General features: G+C 73.9%; 14 protein-coding genes. 10 read left to right on the top strand and 4 right to left on the bottom strand.

What is annotated here, in order from left to right:
- Positions 1-7: 7 nt before the first annotated feature.
- Complete coding sequence (locus OG871_RS19695) at positions 8-1,099, bottom strand: TrkA family potassium uptake protein (protein WP_371498271.1); 1,092 nt, start codon at positions 1,097-1,099, stop codon at positions 8-10.
- A 127-nt stretch (positions 1,100-1,226) separates the two neighbouring features.
- Between OG871_RS19695 and OG871_RS19690 the strand changes: the two genes are divergently transcribed.
- The 5 genes from OG871_RS19690 to OG871_RS19670 all read left to right on the top strand — a co-directional run bounded on the left by OG871_RS19690 (position 1,227) and on the right by OG871_RS19670 (position 7,772).
- Positions 1,227-2,207, top strand: coding sequence for an NAD(P)H-quinone oxidoreductase (locus tag OG871_RS19690; RefSeq protein ID WP_371498270.1), 981 nt, complete (start codon positions 1,227-1,229; stop codon positions 2,205-2,207).
- 124 nt (positions 2,208-2,331) lie between these two features.
- Complete coding sequence (locus OG871_RS19685) at positions 2,332-3,420, top strand: hypothetical protein (protein WP_371498269.1); 1,089 nt, start codon at positions 2,332-2,334, stop codon at positions 3,418-3,420.
- Between the two features lie 231 nt (positions 3,421-3,651).
- Positions 3,652-4,284, top strand: a complete 633-nt coding sequence (locus tag OG871_RS19680; RefSeq protein ID WP_371498268.1) for a bacterial proteasome activator family protein — start codon at positions 3,652-3,654, stop codon at positions 4,282-4,284.
- Positions 4,285-4,503: 219 nt separating this feature from the next.
- Entirely contained in the window at positions 4,504-5,946 is a 1,443-nt protein-coding gene (locus OG871_RS19675) for a protein kinase (protein WP_371498267.1), read from the top strand.
- Between the two features lie 110 nt (positions 5,947-6,056).
- Positions 6,057-7,772 carry a protein kinase gene (locus OG871_RS19670; RefSeq protein WP_371498266.1) on the top strand — a complete coding sequence of 572 codons (1,716 nt, stop codon included), beginning with the start codon at positions 6,057-6,059 and terminating at the stop codon, positions 7,770-7,772.
- Between the two features lie 51 nt (positions 7,773-7,823).
- Here the strand turns inward: OG871_RS19670 and OG871_RS19665 are convergent, their stop codons facing one another.
- Entirely contained in the window at positions 7,824-9,005 is a 1,182-nt protein-coding gene (locus tag OG871_RS19665) for a phosphotransferase enzyme family protein (RefSeq protein ID WP_371498265.1), read from the bottom strand.
- Positions 9,006-9,071: 66 nt separating this feature from the next.
- Complete coding sequence (locus tag OG871_RS19660; protein WP_371498264.1) at positions 9,072-9,731, bottom strand: response regulator; 660 nt, start codon at positions 9,729-9,731, stop codon at positions 9,072-9,074.
- Between the two features lie 378 nt (positions 9,732-10,109).
- Here OG871_RS19660 and pdhA point away from each other — a divergent pair, with 378 nt between their 5' ends.
- The 3 genes from pdhA to OG871_RS19645 are packed head-to-tail and all read left to right on the top strand — an operon-like array spanning position 10,110 to position 13,670.
- On the top strand, positions 10,110-11,261 hold the full coding sequence (pdhA, locus tag OG871_RS19655) for a pyruvate dehydrogenase (acetyl-transferring) E1 component subunit alpha (RefSeq protein ID WP_371498263.1): 1,152 nt from the start codon (positions 10,110-10,112) through the stop codon (positions 11,259-11,261).
- A complete protein-coding gene (locus OG871_RS19650; RefSeq protein ID WP_371498262.1) occupies positions 11,261-12,235 on the top strand; it encodes an alpha-ketoacid dehydrogenase subunit beta in 975 nt (324 codons plus the stop codon). The genes pdhA and OG871_RS19650 overlap by 1 nt, the downstream gene beginning before the upstream one ends.
- A 16-nt stretch (positions 12,236-12,251) precedes the next feature.
- Positions 12,252-13,670 (top strand): dihydrolipoamide acetyltransferase family protein, encoded by a 1,419-nt coding sequence (locus OG871_RS19645; RefSeq protein ID WP_371498261.1) that lies wholly within the window; start codon positions 12,252-12,254, stop codon positions 13,668-13,670.
- A gap of 71 nt (positions 13,671-13,741) precedes the next feature.
- Here the strand turns inward: OG871_RS19645 and OG871_RS19640 are convergent, their stop codons facing one another.
- Positions 13,742-13,882, bottom strand: coding sequence for a hypothetical protein (locus OG871_RS19640; RefSeq protein WP_371498260.1), 141 nt, complete (start codon positions 13,880-13,882; stop codon positions 13,742-13,744).
- Positions 13,883-14,135: 253 nt separating this feature from the next.
- Between OG871_RS19640 and OG871_RS19635 the strand changes: the two genes are divergently transcribed.
- Complete coding sequence (locus OG871_RS19635) at positions 14,136-15,377, top strand: benzoate/H(+) symporter BenE family transporter (protein WP_371498259.1); 1,242 nt, start codon at positions 14,136-14,138, stop codon at positions 15,375-15,377.
- Between the two features lie 300 nt (positions 15,378-15,677).
- Positions 15,678-16,865, top strand: coding sequence for a M64 family metallopeptidase (locus OG871_RS19630; RefSeq protein WP_371498258.1), 1,188 nt, complete (start codon positions 15,678-15,680; stop codon positions 16,863-16,865).
- The last annotated feature ends 47 nt before the right edge of the window (positions 16,866-16,912 follow it).

Raw genomic sequence — 16,912 nt, 5'->3', positions numbered from 1 at the left:
GCGGGGTTCAGGGCCGGGCGGATTTGATCACGATGACCCGGTCGGTCAGGTGCAGGGTGGCGGCCTCGGGGTCGGTGTAGTTGAGCACCCGGCGGCCGCGGACCACGGCGACGACCAGGTCGGCGCAGTCCCGGGGGCTGCGGCCGGCCTCGGCCCTGGTGACCGGGCGCTCCATGACGTCGAGGCCGTTGCCGTAGGTCAGCAGGTCCTCCATGACGGAGCCGGCGTGCGGGCTGAGGGTCGACATGCCGAGCAGCCGGCCGGCCGAGCTGGAGCTGGTGACCACCACGTCGGCGCCGCTCTGGCGCAGCAGCGGGGCGTTCTCGTCCTCGCGGACGGCGGCGACCACGGTGGCCGCCTTGTTGAGCTGCCGGGCGGTCAGCGTGATCAGGGCCGCGGTGTCGTCCCGTTCGGGGGCGACGACCACCCGGGAGGCCCGGGGCAGTTCGGCGCGCAGCAGGGTGTCGGTGCGGGTGGCGTCGCCGACCACGCCGGTGAGGCCGTCCAGGGTGGCCTGTTCGACGACCTTGCGCTGGGGGTCGACGACGACGATCGACTCCTTCGGGACGCCCTGGACGAGCAGGGTGTCGACGGCGCTGCGGCCCTTGGTGCCGTAGCCGATGACGACGGTGTGCTCGCGCACGGTCTTCCTCCAGCGTTCGATCCGCCACTGGTGGCGGGTCCGTTCGGTGAGCACTTCGAGGGTGGTGCCGACCAGGATGATCAGGAAGACCACGCGCAGGGGCGTGATCACCAGGATGTTGATGAGCCGGGCGCTGTCGCTGACCGGGGTGATGTCGCCGTAGCCGGTGGTGGACAGGGTGACGGTGGCGTAGTAGGCGGCGTCGAGCAGGTCGACCGAGCCGTCCGAGTTGTCGCTGTACCCGGCCCGGTCGAGCCAGACCACCAGGGTGGTGAGGGCGAGCACCCCCAGCGCCATCAGCAGGCGGCGGGCGACCTGGAGCAGGGGCGGGGTGGGCGTCCTGGTGGGGAGGACGACGCGCTGCGCGAGGTCGGGGTCCGTGCTGGTGCGGTGCCGGGACTGGCGGAGTCGCGCCGTCCGGCCGCTCGGTTCGGTGGTGGGGTCGGTGTTCGGCACAGGGACAAGCATGCGGTGCCGGTCGGCGCGGGCCGGCGCCGGACGGCGGAGTGTCGTGGCCGACGGCGGGTCAGCGACCAGCGGGCCGACCGGACGTGAGGCGGCGTCCGCGCGTAGCGTTTGCGCCATGCGAGCCATCACGATTCCCCAGTCCGGCGGCCCCGAGGTGCTGACCTGGGCGGAGGTGCCGGATCCGGTGCCCGCCGCCGGAGAGGTGCTGGTCGAGGTCGCGGCGACCGCCGTCAACCGCGCCGACCTGCTGCAGCGGCAGGGTTTCTACGATCCGCCGCCCGGTAGTTCGCCGTATCCCGGGCTGGAGTGCTCGGGCCGGATCGTCGCGCTCGGCGCGGGTGTGGCGGGGTGGGCCGTCGGTGACGAGGTGTGCGCCCTGCTGTCCGGCGGCGGGTACGCGGAGCGGGTCGCGGTGCCGGTGGGGCAGCTGCTGCCGGTTCCGAAGGGGATCGGCCTGGTGGAGGCCGCGGCGCTGCCCGAGGTGACCGCGACGGTGTGGTCGAACGTCTTCATGGTGGCGCATCTGCGGCCGGCCGAGACGGTGCTGATCCACGGTGGGGCGAGTGGCATCGGCACGATGGCGATCCAGCTGGCCAAGGCGGTCGGGGCGCGGGTGCTGGTCACCGCGGGCGGCCCGGAGAAGTTGGCGCGCTGCGCCGAGCTGGGGGCGGACGTCGGGATCGACTACCGGGAGCAGGACTTCGTCGAGGAGGTCCGGGCGGCGACCGGGGGTGCGGGGGTGGATGTCGTCCTCGACATCATGGGGGCGAGGTATCTGCAGCGGAACGTGGACGCGTTGGCGGTCAGCGGCCGGTTGGTGATCATCGGGTTGCAGGGTGGGGTGAAGGGCGAGCTGGACCTCGGCAGCCTGCTGCGCAAGCGGGCCGCGGTGGCGGCGACCAACCTGCGGGGCCGGCCGTTGGGGGAGAAGGCGGCGATCGTGGCCGCGGTGCGGGAGCACGTCTGGCCGCTGGTCGAGGCGAAGGTGGTGCGGCCGGTGGTCCACCAGGTGCTGCCGATCGAGCAGGCCGGGGCCGGGCACCGGGTGCTGGAGGACGGCGGGCAGGTCGGCAAGGTGGTGCTGCAGGTCCGCTGAGTGGGGTGGGGCGGCCTGATCCTGTGCCGAAATGCCCCAATTGTCGGATTGTGTGAGGCTGGTTCGGAGCTGTCCGCCGCCGATCGCGCCGAGCGCGGTCGGCCGTCGGAAGGACCTGCTTCCCGTGGCCGCACTTCCGTATGCGCTCTCAGCGTTCCGTACCGCTCTCCCCGCCGCCGTGCGGCGCGGTGCCGTGCTGGCCGGGACCGGGCTGGCCCTGCCGCTGCTGCTGGCGGGCCCGGCCGTGGCGGCGCCCGCGGTGGGTGTGACCGCGGTGGGTGCGCCCACCACCGCACCGTCCGCGCGGACCGCCGGGGAGGCCGCGGCCCCGGACGCCGAGCAGCCGATGCAGCAGCTGCGGGAGGTGGTGGTGCGGGTGGCGGTGGCGATGTCCCCGGTGCCGCTCGTCCCGTCCTCCGGGCCGGCCGCGGATCAGGCCGCGGACCTGCCTTCGGAGCCGGCCGCCGATCTGGCCCCGGACCAGTCCTCGGACCTGGCCTCGGATTGCACGGGGGAACCCTGCCCGCCGCCGGGGGCCCCGGTGCGGTCCACACCGCTGCCGTCGGCCGGCCCGCAGGCCTCCGAGTCCGCACCGGCCCCGGCCCCGGCGCCGAGCCCCGCGCCGTCGGCCCCCTCCGATCCGGCCGCCTCCGGGACGCCCGTGCCCGCCGAGCCTCCGGCCGGCCCGTCCGTCCCCGCCGGCACTCCCGCCGCCTCCTCCTTCCCGACCGCGCTCCCGGCCGGCCCGCCGGAGCGTCCGGTCGCCTCCTCCGCCGTCCCGGCCGTGATCGTCGGCCCGCCGGTGGAGGACCTGCCGGGACGGCACCACCACCACGCCCCGGCACTGGAGACCACCCCGCCGGGCGGGCCCACCGCCGCCCCCGGCCCCTGGGGTGCGCAGGCGCCGGCCACCCCGGTGCCGACCCCGGCCCCGACCCCGACGCCGGCCCCGGCAGCGACGCCGGACCGGGGCGCGGACGGTCAGGGGCCGGCCACCCGGGAGCCGTCGGTCGAGGAGGCCACGCCCGCCTCCGGCCGGCCGAGCGTGCAGGCGGCCGGCCCGGTCGCGGCCCCGGCGGAGCAGTACCAGGCGCGGCCGGCGCTCCCGTCGCGGCTGACCGACCCGGCCGGTCTGCAGTTTCCGCTCGGGACCGGGCTGGCCCTGATCGGCTGCGGGCTGGCGCTGATCGGCCTGCGGATGCGCCGGAGCTGACCGCCCCCGTCCGAGCGGCCTGGCATCTCGTCAACAGCGCCGCCGGAGCGCGGGATTGGCGGTGCAGCGGGCCCCGCAGGGCCTCTGGTGTGGGACGATCGGCCATGCCGTCGGTGGGTGCCCGAAGCAGTGCTCGGGCGGGTGCCGGCGGAGTCCGGCGGCGGGCGGTCGCAGGTGTGCGGCGGCCCCGGCTCGTTGACCAGCTCGATGGACGAAGCATATGAAGGAGCTATGACCAATCCGATGAACGAACGGCCGCAGGAGCCCTACCAGGCGTCGGAGCCGTACCAGGCGTCGGGCGGGCAGGCGCAGGACGGCCCCAAGGTGCTGATCGTCGGGCCGGACGGAATGCCGATCGGGGCTGTTCCCGGGTCCGGCTTCGGCCGCGGCTCCGGGAACGAGGCGGGTGAGCCGCGGGAACTGCCGGTGACCGAGATGGTCGAGCAGCCGGCCAAGGTGATGCGGATCGGCAGCATGATCAAGCAGCTGCTGGAGGAGGTCCGGGTCGCGCCGCTGGACGAGGCCAGCCGGGTCCGGCTCAAGGAGATCCACGCCAGCTCGATCAAGGAGCTGGAACTCGGCCTGGCACCCGAGCTGGTCGAGGAGCTGGAGCGGCTGTCGCTCCCGTTCACCGACGACGCTATTCCCACCGAGGCCGAGCTCAGGATCGCCCAGGCCCAGCTGGTCGGCTGGCTGGAGGGGCTGTTCCACGGGATCCAGACGGCGCTGTTCGCCCAGCAGATGGCGGCCCGGGCCCAGCTGGAGCAGATGCGCCGGGCGCTGCCGCCCGGTCTGCAGGGCGGGGAGCCCGAGCCGGAGGAGCCCGGTCCGGGCCGGGGCATCCGGTCGGGCCCGTACCTGTAGCGCGGCCGGGGCCTTCGCGACAGGCCTGTCCCGGGTCTGTCGCAGGTCGGACACGTTCGCGCCCCTGCACCCGATCACGTCGGCGCGAGCCGATACCCTGGCCCCTGCCGTCGGACTCGACCGGCGGCGGGGGTCGGTCGGCCACGGGCCTGCCGCCCAGTGCATCCGGACCACACCATAAGGCTGCGGCGCCGCCGCGCCGAGGGGGAAGCAGGGACCATGAGCGAGGACGCCAACCCGGTCGAGGGTCACTCCCTGGGCAACGGCCGCTATGTGATCCAGCGCCTGCTCGGACAGGGCGGCATGGCCTCCGTCCACCTGGCCCACGACACGGTGCTGGACCGGCTGGTCGCGGTGAAGACCCTGAACATCGAGCTCGGCGGCCAGGCCGCGTTCAAGGAGCGGTTCCGCCGCGAGGCGCAGGCCGTGGCGCGGCTGCAGCACACCAACATCGTGTCGGTCTTCGACAGCGGCGAGGACGTCTCCCCGGAGGGCGTCGCCACCCCCTACATCGTGATGGAGTACGTGGAGGGCCTCGCCCTGCGCGACGTGCTCAACGACTCGATCGCCCAGCACGGTGCGATGCCCACCGAGCAGGCGCTGAAGATCACCGCCGCGGTGCTGTCCGCGCTGGAGGCCTCGCACGACCAGGGCCTGGTGCACCGCGACATCAAGCCCGGCAACGTCATGGTGAGCACCAAGGGCACCGTCAAGGTGATGGACTTCGGCATCGCCCGGGCCCTGCAGTCGGGGGTCACCTCGATGACCCAGACCGGCATGGTGGTCGGCACCCCGCAGTACCTCTCGCCGGAGCAGGCGCTCGGCAAGAGCGTGGACGCCCGCGCCGACCTCTACTCGGTGGGCTGCATGCTCTTCGAGCTGCTCACCGGCCAGCTGCCGTTCGACGGCGACACGGCGTTCACCATCGCGTACAAGCACGTGCAGGAGCCGCCGCCGGCGCCCTCCAGCGTCAACAGCTCGGTGCCGCCGGCCGTCGACGCGCTGGTGGCCCGGGCGCTGCGCAAGGACCCGGCGCACCGGTTCCCGACCGCCGAGGCCATGCGCGAGGAGGTCGAGCGGGTCTCCGGCGGGGACAGGGGCGGCATGCCGCTGCAGGCCAGCACCCCGCTGGTGATCAGCGAGGGGCCGCGCTCGGTGCACGCGGCGCCGTCGATGACCAACTTCCCGCAGGTCGGCGGGGACATCCGGACGCCGACGCCGCAGGTCCAGCCGCACTACCAGCCCGCCCCGCAGACGCCGTCGCCGTACCAGGCCCCGCAGACCCCGCAGCCGTTCCAGCAGCAGCAGGCGCCGCACACGCCCGCGCCGTTCCCGCAGCCGCAGCAGGCCCACACGCCGCCGCCGTTCCCGCAGCCGGTGTACCAGCAGCAGCCGCAGTACCAGACCCCGCACCCCTTCCCCCAGCAGGGCCACCCGACCGGCCCGATGCCCGGTCCGTACGGCCCGCAGCCGCCCAAGCCGAACAACGGGTGCTCGACCGCGCTGATCGTGGTCGGTGTGATCGTCGGTGTGATCGTGCTGGCGGTGGTCATCGTGGCCATCGCGGCCGCGCAGGCCGAGAAGGACAAGGCGAACAACTACGGTGCGCCGCGGCCCGCGCTCACGCTCGACCTCGGGGCAACCGGCGGCGACCGAATCTGACCGGGGGCTGCGGCCGCCGTACCCCGGCCGCCCGCTCGAAGCGGTAGCGTGCACAGGGACGGAACCGACAGGGCGATTGCGCACCGAGCGACGGCCCGGGGCGAGGAGCGATGGCACAGACAGAGCAGCCGGGCGAGGGTGAGCCGGAGCGGGACGCCAGTGCGGACGCGGGTACCCCCGAGACCTTCCGGAGCCCGGAGTCGACCGCCGAGACCGCCGTGTTCTCGGCGAACGGCGGGACGCCCGCGCGCGGTACCGCCGCCCCGCTCGGCACCGTCGGGGACGGCCGGTACCGCCTGACCGGGAAGCTGGGCCGCGGCGGCATGGCCGAGGTCTTCGCGGCCCAGGACGTCAGGCTCGGCCGCACGGTCGCGGTCAAGCTGCTGCGCGGCGAGCTGGCCCAGGACGAGGTGGCCCGGCTGCGGTTCACTCGTGAGGCTCACTCCGTCGCGGCGCTCAACCACCACTCGATCGTCGCGGTCTACGACACCGGCGAGGAGCACCACGGCGAGGACTCCACCCCGTACATCGTGATGGAGCTGGTGGAGGGCCGGACCGTCCGCGAGCTGCTGGTGGACGAGGAGGCCCCGCCGGTCGACCAGGCGCTGATCATCATCGCCGGGGTGCTGGAGGCCCTCGCCTACAGCCACCGGCACGGAATCGTGCACCGGGACATCAAGCCCGCCAACGTGATCATCACGACCGGCGGCGCCGTCAAGGTGATGGACTTCGGCATCGCCCGGGCGCTCACCGGCGCGGCCAGCACCATGACCCAGACCGGCATGGTGATGGGCACCCCGCAGTACCTCTCGCCGGAGCAGGCGCTCGGCAAGGCGGTCGACCACCGCTCGGACCTGTACGCCGCCGGCTGCATGCTGTACGAACTGCTCGCGCTGCGACCGCCGTTCGTCGGCGAGACGCCGCTCGCGGTGGTCTACCAGCACGTCCAGGACATGCCGGTGCCGCCGTCGCGGGTCAACCGGAGGGTGCCGCCGGAGCTGGACGAGCTGGTGCTGCGCTCGCTGGCGAAGAACCCGGACGACCGCTTCCAGAGCGCGGACGAGTTCCGCGCCCATGTGCAGCACGCGCTGCGGCAGATGCACGGCTCCGCCGGCTCCGGCTACGCCGGTGGTGCGGCCGCGGCCGCCGCGGCCGCCGGGCTCGCCGCCGCGGCCTCCGGCAACAGCGGCGGCCACCCGGGCTTCGACGGCGCCCCGAGCGGCGGCACCTCGATGACCGAGCCGATGGGCAGGATCGGTCCCGGTGACGGCACCGGCCAGACCGAGGCGCTGCCCTACCAGGTGACCTCGCCGTACCAGACGCCCTCGCAGCCCTACCAGGGTGCGGGCGGCCCCGGTAACGGCGGCGGGACGGGCTACGACGGTGACGGGGGCGACGGGCCGCAGCGGCGGCGCAACCCCTGGGGCTGGGCGCTCGCCGCGGTCGCGGTCCTGCTCGCCGCGGGCATCGGCACCGCGCTGGCGCTGAGCGGCGGCCAGCAGAACGAGAACCCGCCGGTGGTGACGCCGCCGGTGACGGTCAGCAGCGCACCGGTGACGCCGGAGCCGAGCAGCGGGCCGGTGTCGCCGTCCGCGACCCGGACCCAGAACAACACCAACACCGGTACCAACACCCGTCCGACCGAGCCCTCGACCGGTACCCCGTCCAGCTCGCCGAGCGCGAGCCGCTCCACCTCGCCGTCGCCCTCGGCGAGCGCCTCCAGGTCGGCGAGCGCCTCGCCGTCCGGGACACCGTCACCCTCGGCCTCGGCGAGCAAGTCGGCGCAGGTGTCCCCGCCCGCGTCGCCGAGCACGGCCACGCAGTAGCCCCGGCCGGCCCCCGGTGCCCTGGGCACCGGGGGCCGACGGCGTCCCGGGTCAGTTGGTGAAGGCGTCCAGGACCTGTTCGTACTCCTCGCACCACCAGGCGAGTTGACCGGCCGAGGCGGGGAAGAGCGGGTCGGCTCGGTGGTCGCCGCGCTGGTAGTGCCACTGGAGCATCCACAGGTCGTTGAGCCGCTCCCACCAGACCCGGTGGACGGCGGCGGCCATCTGACGGGCCCCGGCGGCGCCGGAGTCCCGGTAGCCGCGGGCGTAGTGCCTGACCCGGCAGAGGTCGAGGACCCCGGTGGCGGGGTCGTTGAAGATCAGGGTGGCCGAGCGGACGGCCTCCTCGGCCGTCGGATGCAGGCCGAGCTTGTCCCAGTCGAGCACCGCGACCACCCGGCCGCTGCGGTGCAGCAGGTTGAGGCCGTGGAAGTCGCCGTGCGTCCAGCCGGTGGGCGGGGCGGCGGTGGGGGCCGGCCGCAGGTGGTGGTGGGCGGCGATCAACTCGGCCCGTTCCGTGAGCCGTTGCTCGGCCAGGGTGTCGAAGGCGGTGTGCGGTTCGTGCCGGCGGGCCCGGCGGAGCAGTTCGGCGATCAGCAGGCCGGTCTCGGCCGGGTCCGCCGTCAGCCTTCCGGGTGGTTGCCGGACAGGGGCGCAGACCTGCGCAAGTGCGCCGTGCAGCCGGCCGAGCAGCGCGCCCAGATCGGTGCACTGCTGCTGGTCGAGGTCGGTGCCGTGCCGGTGCGTCCCCGACACCCAGGGGAACAGTGCGAACAGCCGGCCGCCGTGCGCGACCGCCGTCCGGCCGTCCTGGGCGGCCAGCGGCGGCGCCACCGGCAGGCCGAGGCGGTGCAGGGCGAGGGTGGCGCGGTGCTGGGCGGTGACGGCCGGACGGCCCGCGGTGGCCTGGTCCACATAGCACTTGAGGAAGTACGTGCCCGCCTCGGTGGTCACCCGGTAGCCGCGGTTGAGCAGCCCTTCGGCCACCGGCTTCACCCGCAGTGCCGGCGCCGTGCGGTACTCCCGCAGCACCCCGGCCACCGCGGTGTGCGCGACCGGGGGGCTGAGGGTGCCGACGGGCGGGGCGGCCGGATCGGGCCGGGCCGGCGCACCCGCTATCGGCCGACCGGGTGACTGGGTGTCGCCCGGGAGCGACGGGTGGGGCAGGAACACCGGTGCGAACAGGGCCGATGCCGGGTCGGACGGGGCCGAGGGGTGCGATTGTGCGGTCACGGGGCGAGCGTAATGCCTGGCGCAATAGGTACTTGACACGCCGTCAGGAGTATGATTAGGCGCTGTTCAGTGCTGCTGGTCGGACTGGTGGCGGGCCACGTAGGCCGCCGCCTGGGTGCGGCGCTCCATTCCCATCTTGGCCAGCAGGCTGGAGACGTAGTTCTTCACCGTCTTCTCCGCCAGGTGAAGTTCATTGCCGATCTGCCGGTTGGTCATCCCCTCGCCGATCAGGTCGAGGATCCGGCGCTCCTGCTTGGTCAGCTGGGCCAGCCGCTCGTCCTCCTTGGCGCCGCCCTCGCGCAGCCGCTCCAGCACCCGGCCGGTGGCGACCGGGTCGAGCAGCGACTTCCCGGCCGCCACGTCCCGGACGGCGGCCAGCAGGTCGGTGCCGCGGATCGCCTTCAGGACATAACCCGAGGCCCCGGCCATGATCGCATCGAACAACGCCTCGTCGTCGGAGAACGAGGTGAGCATCAGGCACTTGATCGCCGGATCGAGCGAACGCACCTCCCGGCACACCTCGACCCCGTTCCCGTCGGGGAGCCGGACGTCCAGCACCGCGACGTCCGGCCGGACGGCCGGGATCCGGGCGAGCGCCTCGGTGGCGGTGCCGGCCTCGCCGACCACCTCGATGTCGCCCTCCATGGAGAGCAGGTCGTGGACGCCCCGGCGGACCACCTCGTGGTCGTCGAGGAGGAAAACTCTGATTTGTCCGGAATTGGTCACCCACAAATCCTCCCATACCGACCCGATCGCGTCTCACGGTTCGAGACGGGGCCCCCGGAGGTCGGGCCGGGACGGACACAGAATCGATTCCCGTTACCCCCTTACGCCGAGCGCTTCGCCCGGATAGCGTGCGCTGGTGTCCTGACGGCACCGCCGGGAGAGCCACGCCACATCCGTGGCTCTCGGGGTGAAGAACTAGGACGTCCTAGCGCAAGCGCGCCAAGGGGCGCCGCTGGGTAACGTTCTCGCAGAGGGACGCCGTCGGAAGAGGATCACCACCTGCCGAGCACCCGGCGCGCACACCCAAGCGCGCCGCGCGAGGCGGTGACCGGACCGGCACCGGCGACCCCGGGCGGCCGGACAGACCGAGGAGTGAACGTGACCGTCAAAAGCACGGCGAGGGCGCGCAAGAAGGCTGCCCCCGGCGTCCCTGACAACCTCCGCACGGGTACCGACGCCCCGCCGGAGCTCGTCCAGCTGCTCACGCCGGAAGGCGAGCGGGTCGAGCACCCCGAGTTCCCGCTGGAGACCACCCCGGAGGAGCTGCGCTCCCTCTACCGCGATCTGGTACTGGTCCGGCGCTTCGACGCCGAGGCCACCTCGCTGCAGCGGCAGGGCGAGCTGGGCCTGTGGGCCTCGCTGCTCGGCCAGGAGGCCGCCCAGGTCGGCTCCGGCCGCGCGATGCGGCCGGGCGACTACGCCTTCCCGACCTACCGGGAGCACGGCGTGGCCTGGTGCCGGGACGTGGACCCGCTGAACCTGCTCGGCATGTTCCGCGGCGTGAACCACGGCGGCTGGGACCCGAACGAGAAGAACTTCCACCTTTACACCATCGTGATCGGCTCGCAGACCCTGCACGCCACCGGTTACGCGATGGGCATCACCAAGGACGGCGCGGACGACGCGGTGATCGCGTACTTCGGTGACGGCGCCTCCAGCCAGGGCGACGTCAACGAGGCGTTCACCTTCGCCTCGGTCTACAACGCGCCGGTGGTGTTCTTCTGCCAGAACAACCAGTGGGCGATCTCCGAGCCGACCACCACCCAGACCAAGATCCCGCTCTACCGCCGCGCCTCCGGCTTCGGCTTCCCCGGCGTGCGGGTCGACGGCAACGACGTGCTGGCCTGCCTCGCGGTCACCCGCTGGGCGCTGGACCGCGCCCGGACCGGCGCCGGTCCGGTGCTGATCGAGGCGTTCACCTACCGGATGGGCGCGCACACCACCTCCGACGACCCGACCCGCTACCGGCTCACCGAGGAGACCGAGGCCTGGAAGGCCAAGGACCCGATCCTGCGGCTGAAGGCCTACCTCGACAAGGAGGGCCTCGCCGACGAGGCGTTCTTCGCCGACGTCGAGGCCCAGAGCGAGAAGCTGGGCCTGCGGGTGCGCGAGGGCGTGCGCAGCATGCCGGACCCGGACCCGACCCTGATCTTCGACCACGTGTACGCCGAGCCGCACACACTGGTAGCCGAGGAACGGGCCGAGTACGAGGCGTACGCGGCCTCCTTCGAGGGTGGGGAGAACCTCTGATGGCAGGTCAGCTCAGCATCGCCAAGGCGCTCAACGAGGCGCTGCGCAAGTCGCTCGAGAACGACCCGAAGACCCTGCTCATGGGCGAGGACATCGGCAAGCTCGGCGGTGTCTTCCGGATCACCGACGGTCTGCAGAAGGACTTCGGCGAGGACCGGGTGATCGACACCCCGCTCGCCGAGTCCGGCATCGTCGGTACCGCGATCGGTCTCGCGCTGCGCGGCTACCGCCCGGTGGTGGAGATCCAGTTCGACGGCTTCGTCTACCCGGCCTTCGACCAGATCGTCACCCAGCTGGCCAAGATGCACGCCCGCGCGCTCGGCCACGTGAAGATGCCGGTCACCATCCGGATCCCGTACGGCGGCGGCATCGGCGCGGTCGAGCACCACAGCGAGTCGCACGAGGCGTACTTCGCGCACACCGCCGGCCTGCGGGTGGTCAGCCCGTCCAACGCCGACGACGCGCACTGGATGCTCCGGCAGGCCATCGAGTCGGACGACCCGGTGATCTTCCTGGAGCCCAAGCGCCGCTACTGGGACAAGGGCGAGGTGCAGGACGCGCCCACCACGGACCTGTACTCGGCGCGGATCGCCCGGCCGGGCACCGACGCGACGCTGATCGCGTACGGGCCGATGGTCAAGGTCTGCCACGAGGCCGCCGCGGCGGCCGCCGAGGACGGCCGCAGCCTGGAGGTCGTGGACCTGCGCTCGCTGTCGCCGATCGACTTCGCCACCGTCGAGGCGTCGGTGCGGCGCACCGGGCGTGGCATCGTGGTGCACGAGGCCCCGGTCTTCCTGGGCCTCGGCGCCGAGCTGGCCGCCCGGCTCACCGAGACCTGCTTCTACCACCTGGAGGCGCCGATCCTGCGGGTCGGCGGCTACCACGCCCCGTACCCGCCGTCGCGGGTCGAGGAGCAGTACCTGCCGGACCTGGACCGGGTGCTGGACGCCGTCGACCGCGCCCTGGCGTACTGAGAGAGGAGCGAGAGCCGTGACCACCGAAGTTCGCTCGCTCCGCGAGTTCAAGATGCCCGACGTCGGCGAAGGCCTGACCGAGGCCGAGATCCTCACCTGGTTCGTCAAGCCCGGTGACACCGTGACGGACGGCCAGGTCGTCTGTGAGGTCGAGACCGCGAAGGCCGCGGTCGAGCTGCCGATCCCGTTCACGGGCACGGTCGAGCAGCTGTTCTTCCCCGAGGGGACGACGGTCGACGTCGGCACCTCGATCATCTCGGTGGCGGTCGCCGGCGCGGCCCCGGCCGAGCCCGCCGCCCCGGCCGCTGCCGCACCCGTCGCCGCCCCCGCCGCCGGCGGGGCCGAGGCGGCCGTGCCGGAGCGCCGCGAGGTGCTCGTCGGGTACGGGCCGCGGACGGGCGGCACACAGCGCCGGGCGCGTCGTGCGCCGGCTGCGCCGGCCCGGCCCGTGGCGGCGCCGGCTCCCGTCGTCCCCGTCCCGGTGCCGGTCGCGGTGCCGGTGCAGGCCGCCGCTCCCGTCGTCGAGGGCGACCGTCCGCTGGCCAAGCCGCCGGTCCGCAAGCTCGCCAAGGACCTCGGCATCGACCTGCGCACGATCGTGGCGACCGGCCCCGGCGGGGTGATCACCCGTGAGGACGTGCACTCCGCCGTCGCGCCGGTGGCCGTCCCGGCCGAGGCTCCGGTGTTCGCGGCCGAGCCGCAGCCGGTCGCCGCGGCGGTCACCACCGGCGCCGGCGATGTGCGGATCCCGGTCAAGGGCGTCCGCAAGGCCACGGCCGCGGCGATGGTCTCCTCGGCCTTCACCGCCCCGCACGTGACCGAGTTCGTCCAGGTCGACGTGACCCGGACGATGAAGCTGGTACGCAAGCTCAAGGAGACCGGCGAGCTGGGCCAGGGCGTGCGGGTCAGCCCGCTGCTGCTGGTCGCCAAGGCGCTGCTGACGGCCGTCCGCCGCTACCCGGAGGTCAACGCCAGCTGGGACGAGGCGGCCCAGGAGATCGTCCTCAAGGGCCAGGTCAACCTCGGCATCGCGGCCGCCACCCCGCGCGGGCTGATCGTCCCGAACATCAAGGACGCCGGCTCCCAGACCCTGCCCCAGCTGGCGGTCTCGCTCGGCGACCTGATCGACACCGCCCGCCAGGGCAAGACCTCCCCGGCGGACATGCAGGGCGGCTCGATCACCATCACCAACGTCGGCGTCTTCGGCGTCGACACCGGCACCCCGATCCTCAACCCCGGCGAGGCCGCCATTCTGGCCTTCGGCGCGGTCCGGGAGCTGCCGTGGGTGCACAAGGGCAAGGTGGTGCCCCGCCAGGTCACCACGTTGGCCCTGTCCTTCGACCACCGCCTGGTCGACGGCGAGCTCGGTTCCAAGGTCCTCGCGGACACCGCGGCGATCCTGGAGCGGCCGAAGCGCCTCATCACCTGGGGCTGACGGCACGGACGAACGGACGGGCCCCGCACCTCTCCCGGAGGTGCGGGGCCCGTCCGCGTGCGGGCGGCGGCTCAGCGCCGGCCGATCCGGCGGACGCCGTACAGCACGCCGAGGCCGAACAGCGGGCAGACGGCGGCCGAGCCGAACAGGAAGCCGGTGGGTGCGGAAGGACCGGTCTCGGCCAGCTCCGCGACGGGCTCGGCGCCGTCCACGGCCGCGGTGACCGCGGGCCGGGCGGGGCGCTGGGGGGCGGTCTGGTGCGCCGCGGCCTGCGCGGCCGCGGGCTTCGGGGCGGCGGCCCGTGCGGCGGCGGCCTGCTCGGCGGCCTCGGACGGGGCCGGAGCCGGCGTGGCGGGGCCTGGTTCCGCTCACTCGCACTCTTGGACGTGCGTCCCCGCCGGGGGTTGCAGGTGGGTCCGAGGTTATTTCCGGGAGTCCCGAACGGCCTGACGGGATACTGCTCGGGTGGCCGACCCCTCGATAGTCCAGCGCTCCACCGTCCAGTCCCCCGACCCTGCCGAGCCGCCCGGCCCGGGACCCTCGCTGCGCCGGGACGTCTCCCTCCCGGCCCTGCTCGCCGGGCTGGTGTGCATCGCGGTGTCCTTCTCCGGCCCGCTCGTCGTGGTGCTCGCCGCCGCGGCCGCGGGCCGCCTGGACCCGGCGCACACCGCGTCCTGGATCTGGGCGGTGTCCATCGGCAGCGGGTTGACCTGCCTGCTGCTCTCCTGGTGGACCAGGACGCCGGTGATCACCGCATGGTCCACCCCGGGGGCGGCGCTGCTGGTGGCGAGCCTCGGCCAGTACCCGTACCGGGACGCGGTCGGTGCCTTCGTCCTGAGCAGTGTCGCGGTCGCGCTGTTCGGGCTGACCGGGCTGTTCGGCCGGCTGGTCCGGGCGATCCCGACCGGGATCGTCAACGCGATGCTGGCGGGCATCCTGTTCACCTTCGGCGCGGGCATCTTCACCGAACTGCGCGGCGCCCCGGTCCTGGTCCTGGGCTGCTTCACGGCGTTCCTGCTGGCCAAGCGGCTGGTGCCGCGGTACGCGGTGCCGGTGGCCCTGCTCGCCGGGGCGGTGCTGGCGGCGGCGACCGTCGGTCTGCCGCTCAACCTCGGCTCGGGCGGGCCGACCGTGCCGGTGCTCACCGTGCCGGCTCTGTCCTGGGCGGCGACGGTGGGCCTGGCGCTTCCGCTCACCATCGTCGCGCTCGCCTCGCAGAACGCGCCCGGCCTCGGCATCATGCGGGCCTCCGGCTACCGGCCCGACGACCGGTTGCTGATCGGCGCGACCGGCGCGGTCTCCGTCCTGCTGGCGCCGTTCGGCTCCCCGGGCATCAATCTGGCCGCCATCACCGCGGCGATCTGCACCAGCCCGGAGAGCCACCCGGACCCGCGCCGCCGCTACGTCGCCGGTATGTCCGCGGGCGTCCTCTACCTGCTGGTGGGCAGCTTCGGCGGGGTGCTGGTCAGCCTGTTCACCGGACTGCCGCACGCCTTGATCGCGGTGATCGCCGGGGTCGCCCTGCTGGCCTCCTTCCAGGGCAGCCTGACCGTCGCCCTGACCGAGCCACACGGCCGGGACGCCGCCGTGGTGACCTTCCTGGCCACCGCCTCGGGGATGAGCCTGTTCGGCATCGGAGCGGCCTTCTGGGGTCTGCTGCTGGGTCTTGCGACCCACCTGGTGCTCGGCGGGCGGCGGAGCGGCTGACCCGCCGTCCGAGTCGTCCGGCCGGCGGCGGGGCGCCACCCAGGGCGGCGGCCCGCAGGCCCCGGTGACGCGCGCGCCCCTGCGCCCTGCGGGCCGGCTTCGCCAGCCGGGCTGCGCCGGACCGGTGAGGGCCTGGGCCGGCGGGGCGAACCTCGGCCCGGCGGCGACCGGGCGCGGTGTGCGACGGGTACGTCTTTCCGACCCCCCACCCGCGCGCCCCGCCGGGTGACCGGAGCCCCGAGGACGACCCGTATGCCGTCTGGCACTCATGGCCGTTTCGTCCGGAGTACCGCAGCGCTGGTGCTGATCTCGGCCGCCGCCCTGCCCGCCGTACTGGAGCTCGTCGCGCCCTCCCCGGCCACGGTGATAGGACCGCCGGCCGGCCCGCTGATCGACCACGCGGCGCCACCGCGCAGCCCCCAGCAGGCGGACCTCAGGGCCCCTGCGGCGCCCACCGTCGACATACGGCGGTCGGGGGACCCGGCCAACCGGATCACGCTGGTCCTGCTGGGCGACGGCTACACCGCCGAGCAGCAGGGGATGTTCCGGGAGCAGGCCGACCGGGCCTGGCGCGCCCTGATGGAGATCGAGCCGTTCCGCAGCTACCAGGACTTCTTCAACATAAGGCGGGTGGACGTGGTCTCCCCGGCGGCAGGCATCGCCGAGGGCGAGACCGACGGCCGGGCGGTCGGCACCCCGCTCGGCATGCACTTCTGGTGCGAGGGCACCGCCCGGCTGCTGTGCGCCGACGAGTCCGCCACCGCCCGCTTCGCCGGTGAGAGCAACGGCCCGCAGTACCTGATCGCGCTGGCCAACTCCAGCGAGTACGGCGGCGCCGGCGGCACCGGGGTGACCACGCTGGCCGGCGGCAGCCCGGACGCGGGCCGGATCATCCAGCACGAGATCGGGCACACCGTCGGAGAGCTGGGCGACGAGTACGACAGTGCCCCGGACGACGCCGACTACCCGAACCTGTCCACCCTCAACGCCGACCAGATGCGCCAGAACAAGGTGAAGTGGTGGCGCTGGCTGGACGCGCAGTCCCCCGACGGCGGCGGCCAGATCGGGGCGTACCGCAGTGCCAACGGGCTCTACCGGCCGACCGAGGACTCGGTCATGCGCACCCTCGGCGGCGCCTACAACCTTCCCTCCCGCGAGGCCATCATCGAGCAGATCTACCGCCGGGTCCGGCCGATGGACCCGCCCACCCCGGCACCCGGCGCGGTGGCCGGGCGGACCCGCCTGACCGTCCACCCGCTGCAGCTGACCGGGCCCCGCCAGCTGCGGGTGGAGTGGACGGTGGACGGGATCCCGGTGGAGCCCCAGGCGACGGACCGGACCTGGTTGGACACCGGCCTGCTGCCGCTGGCCCCGGGCCACCGGGTGACCGTGCGCGCCACCGTCACGGACACCACCGACTGGGTGCGGGACGAGGCGTTCCGCGACGAGTTCATGACCCGGACGGTGACCTGGACGGTCGGCGGCTGACGGGGGCGGCCGGGCCGGGGCTCCGACGGGCCCTGCCGGATTGATCC

Origin of the sequence: Kitasatospora sp. NBC_00374 (assembly GCF_041434935.1) — a bacterium.
Taxonomy (GTDB): Bacteria; Actinomycetota; Actinomycetes; order Streptomycetales; family Streptomycetaceae; genus Kitasatospora.
The sequence above is the reverse complement of the archived record's forward strand: the minus strand, read 5'-3'. Positions and strand labels throughout refer to the sequence as shown.

Coding starts and splice junctions, on each gene's coding strand:
- OG871_RS19690 (WP_371498270.1), top strand. CDS start 1,227: ATGCGAGCCATCACGATTCCCCAGTCCGGCGGCCCCGAGGTGCTGACC.
- OG871_RS19680 (WP_371498268.1), top strand. CDS start 3,652: ATGACCAATCCGATGAACGAACGGCCGCAGGAGCCCTACCAGGCGTCG.
- OG871_RS19675 (WP_371498267.1), top strand. CDS start 4,504: ATGAGCGAGGACGCCAACCCGGTCGAGGGTCACTCCCTGGGCAACGGC.
- OG871_RS19670 (WP_371498266.1), top strand. CDS start 6,057: ATGGCACAGACAGAGCAGCCGGGCGAGGGTGAGCCGGAGCGGGACGCC.
- OG871_RS19650 (WP_371498262.1), top strand. CDS start 11,261: ATGGCAGGTCAGCTCAGCATCGCCAAGGCGCTCAACGAGGCGCTGCGC.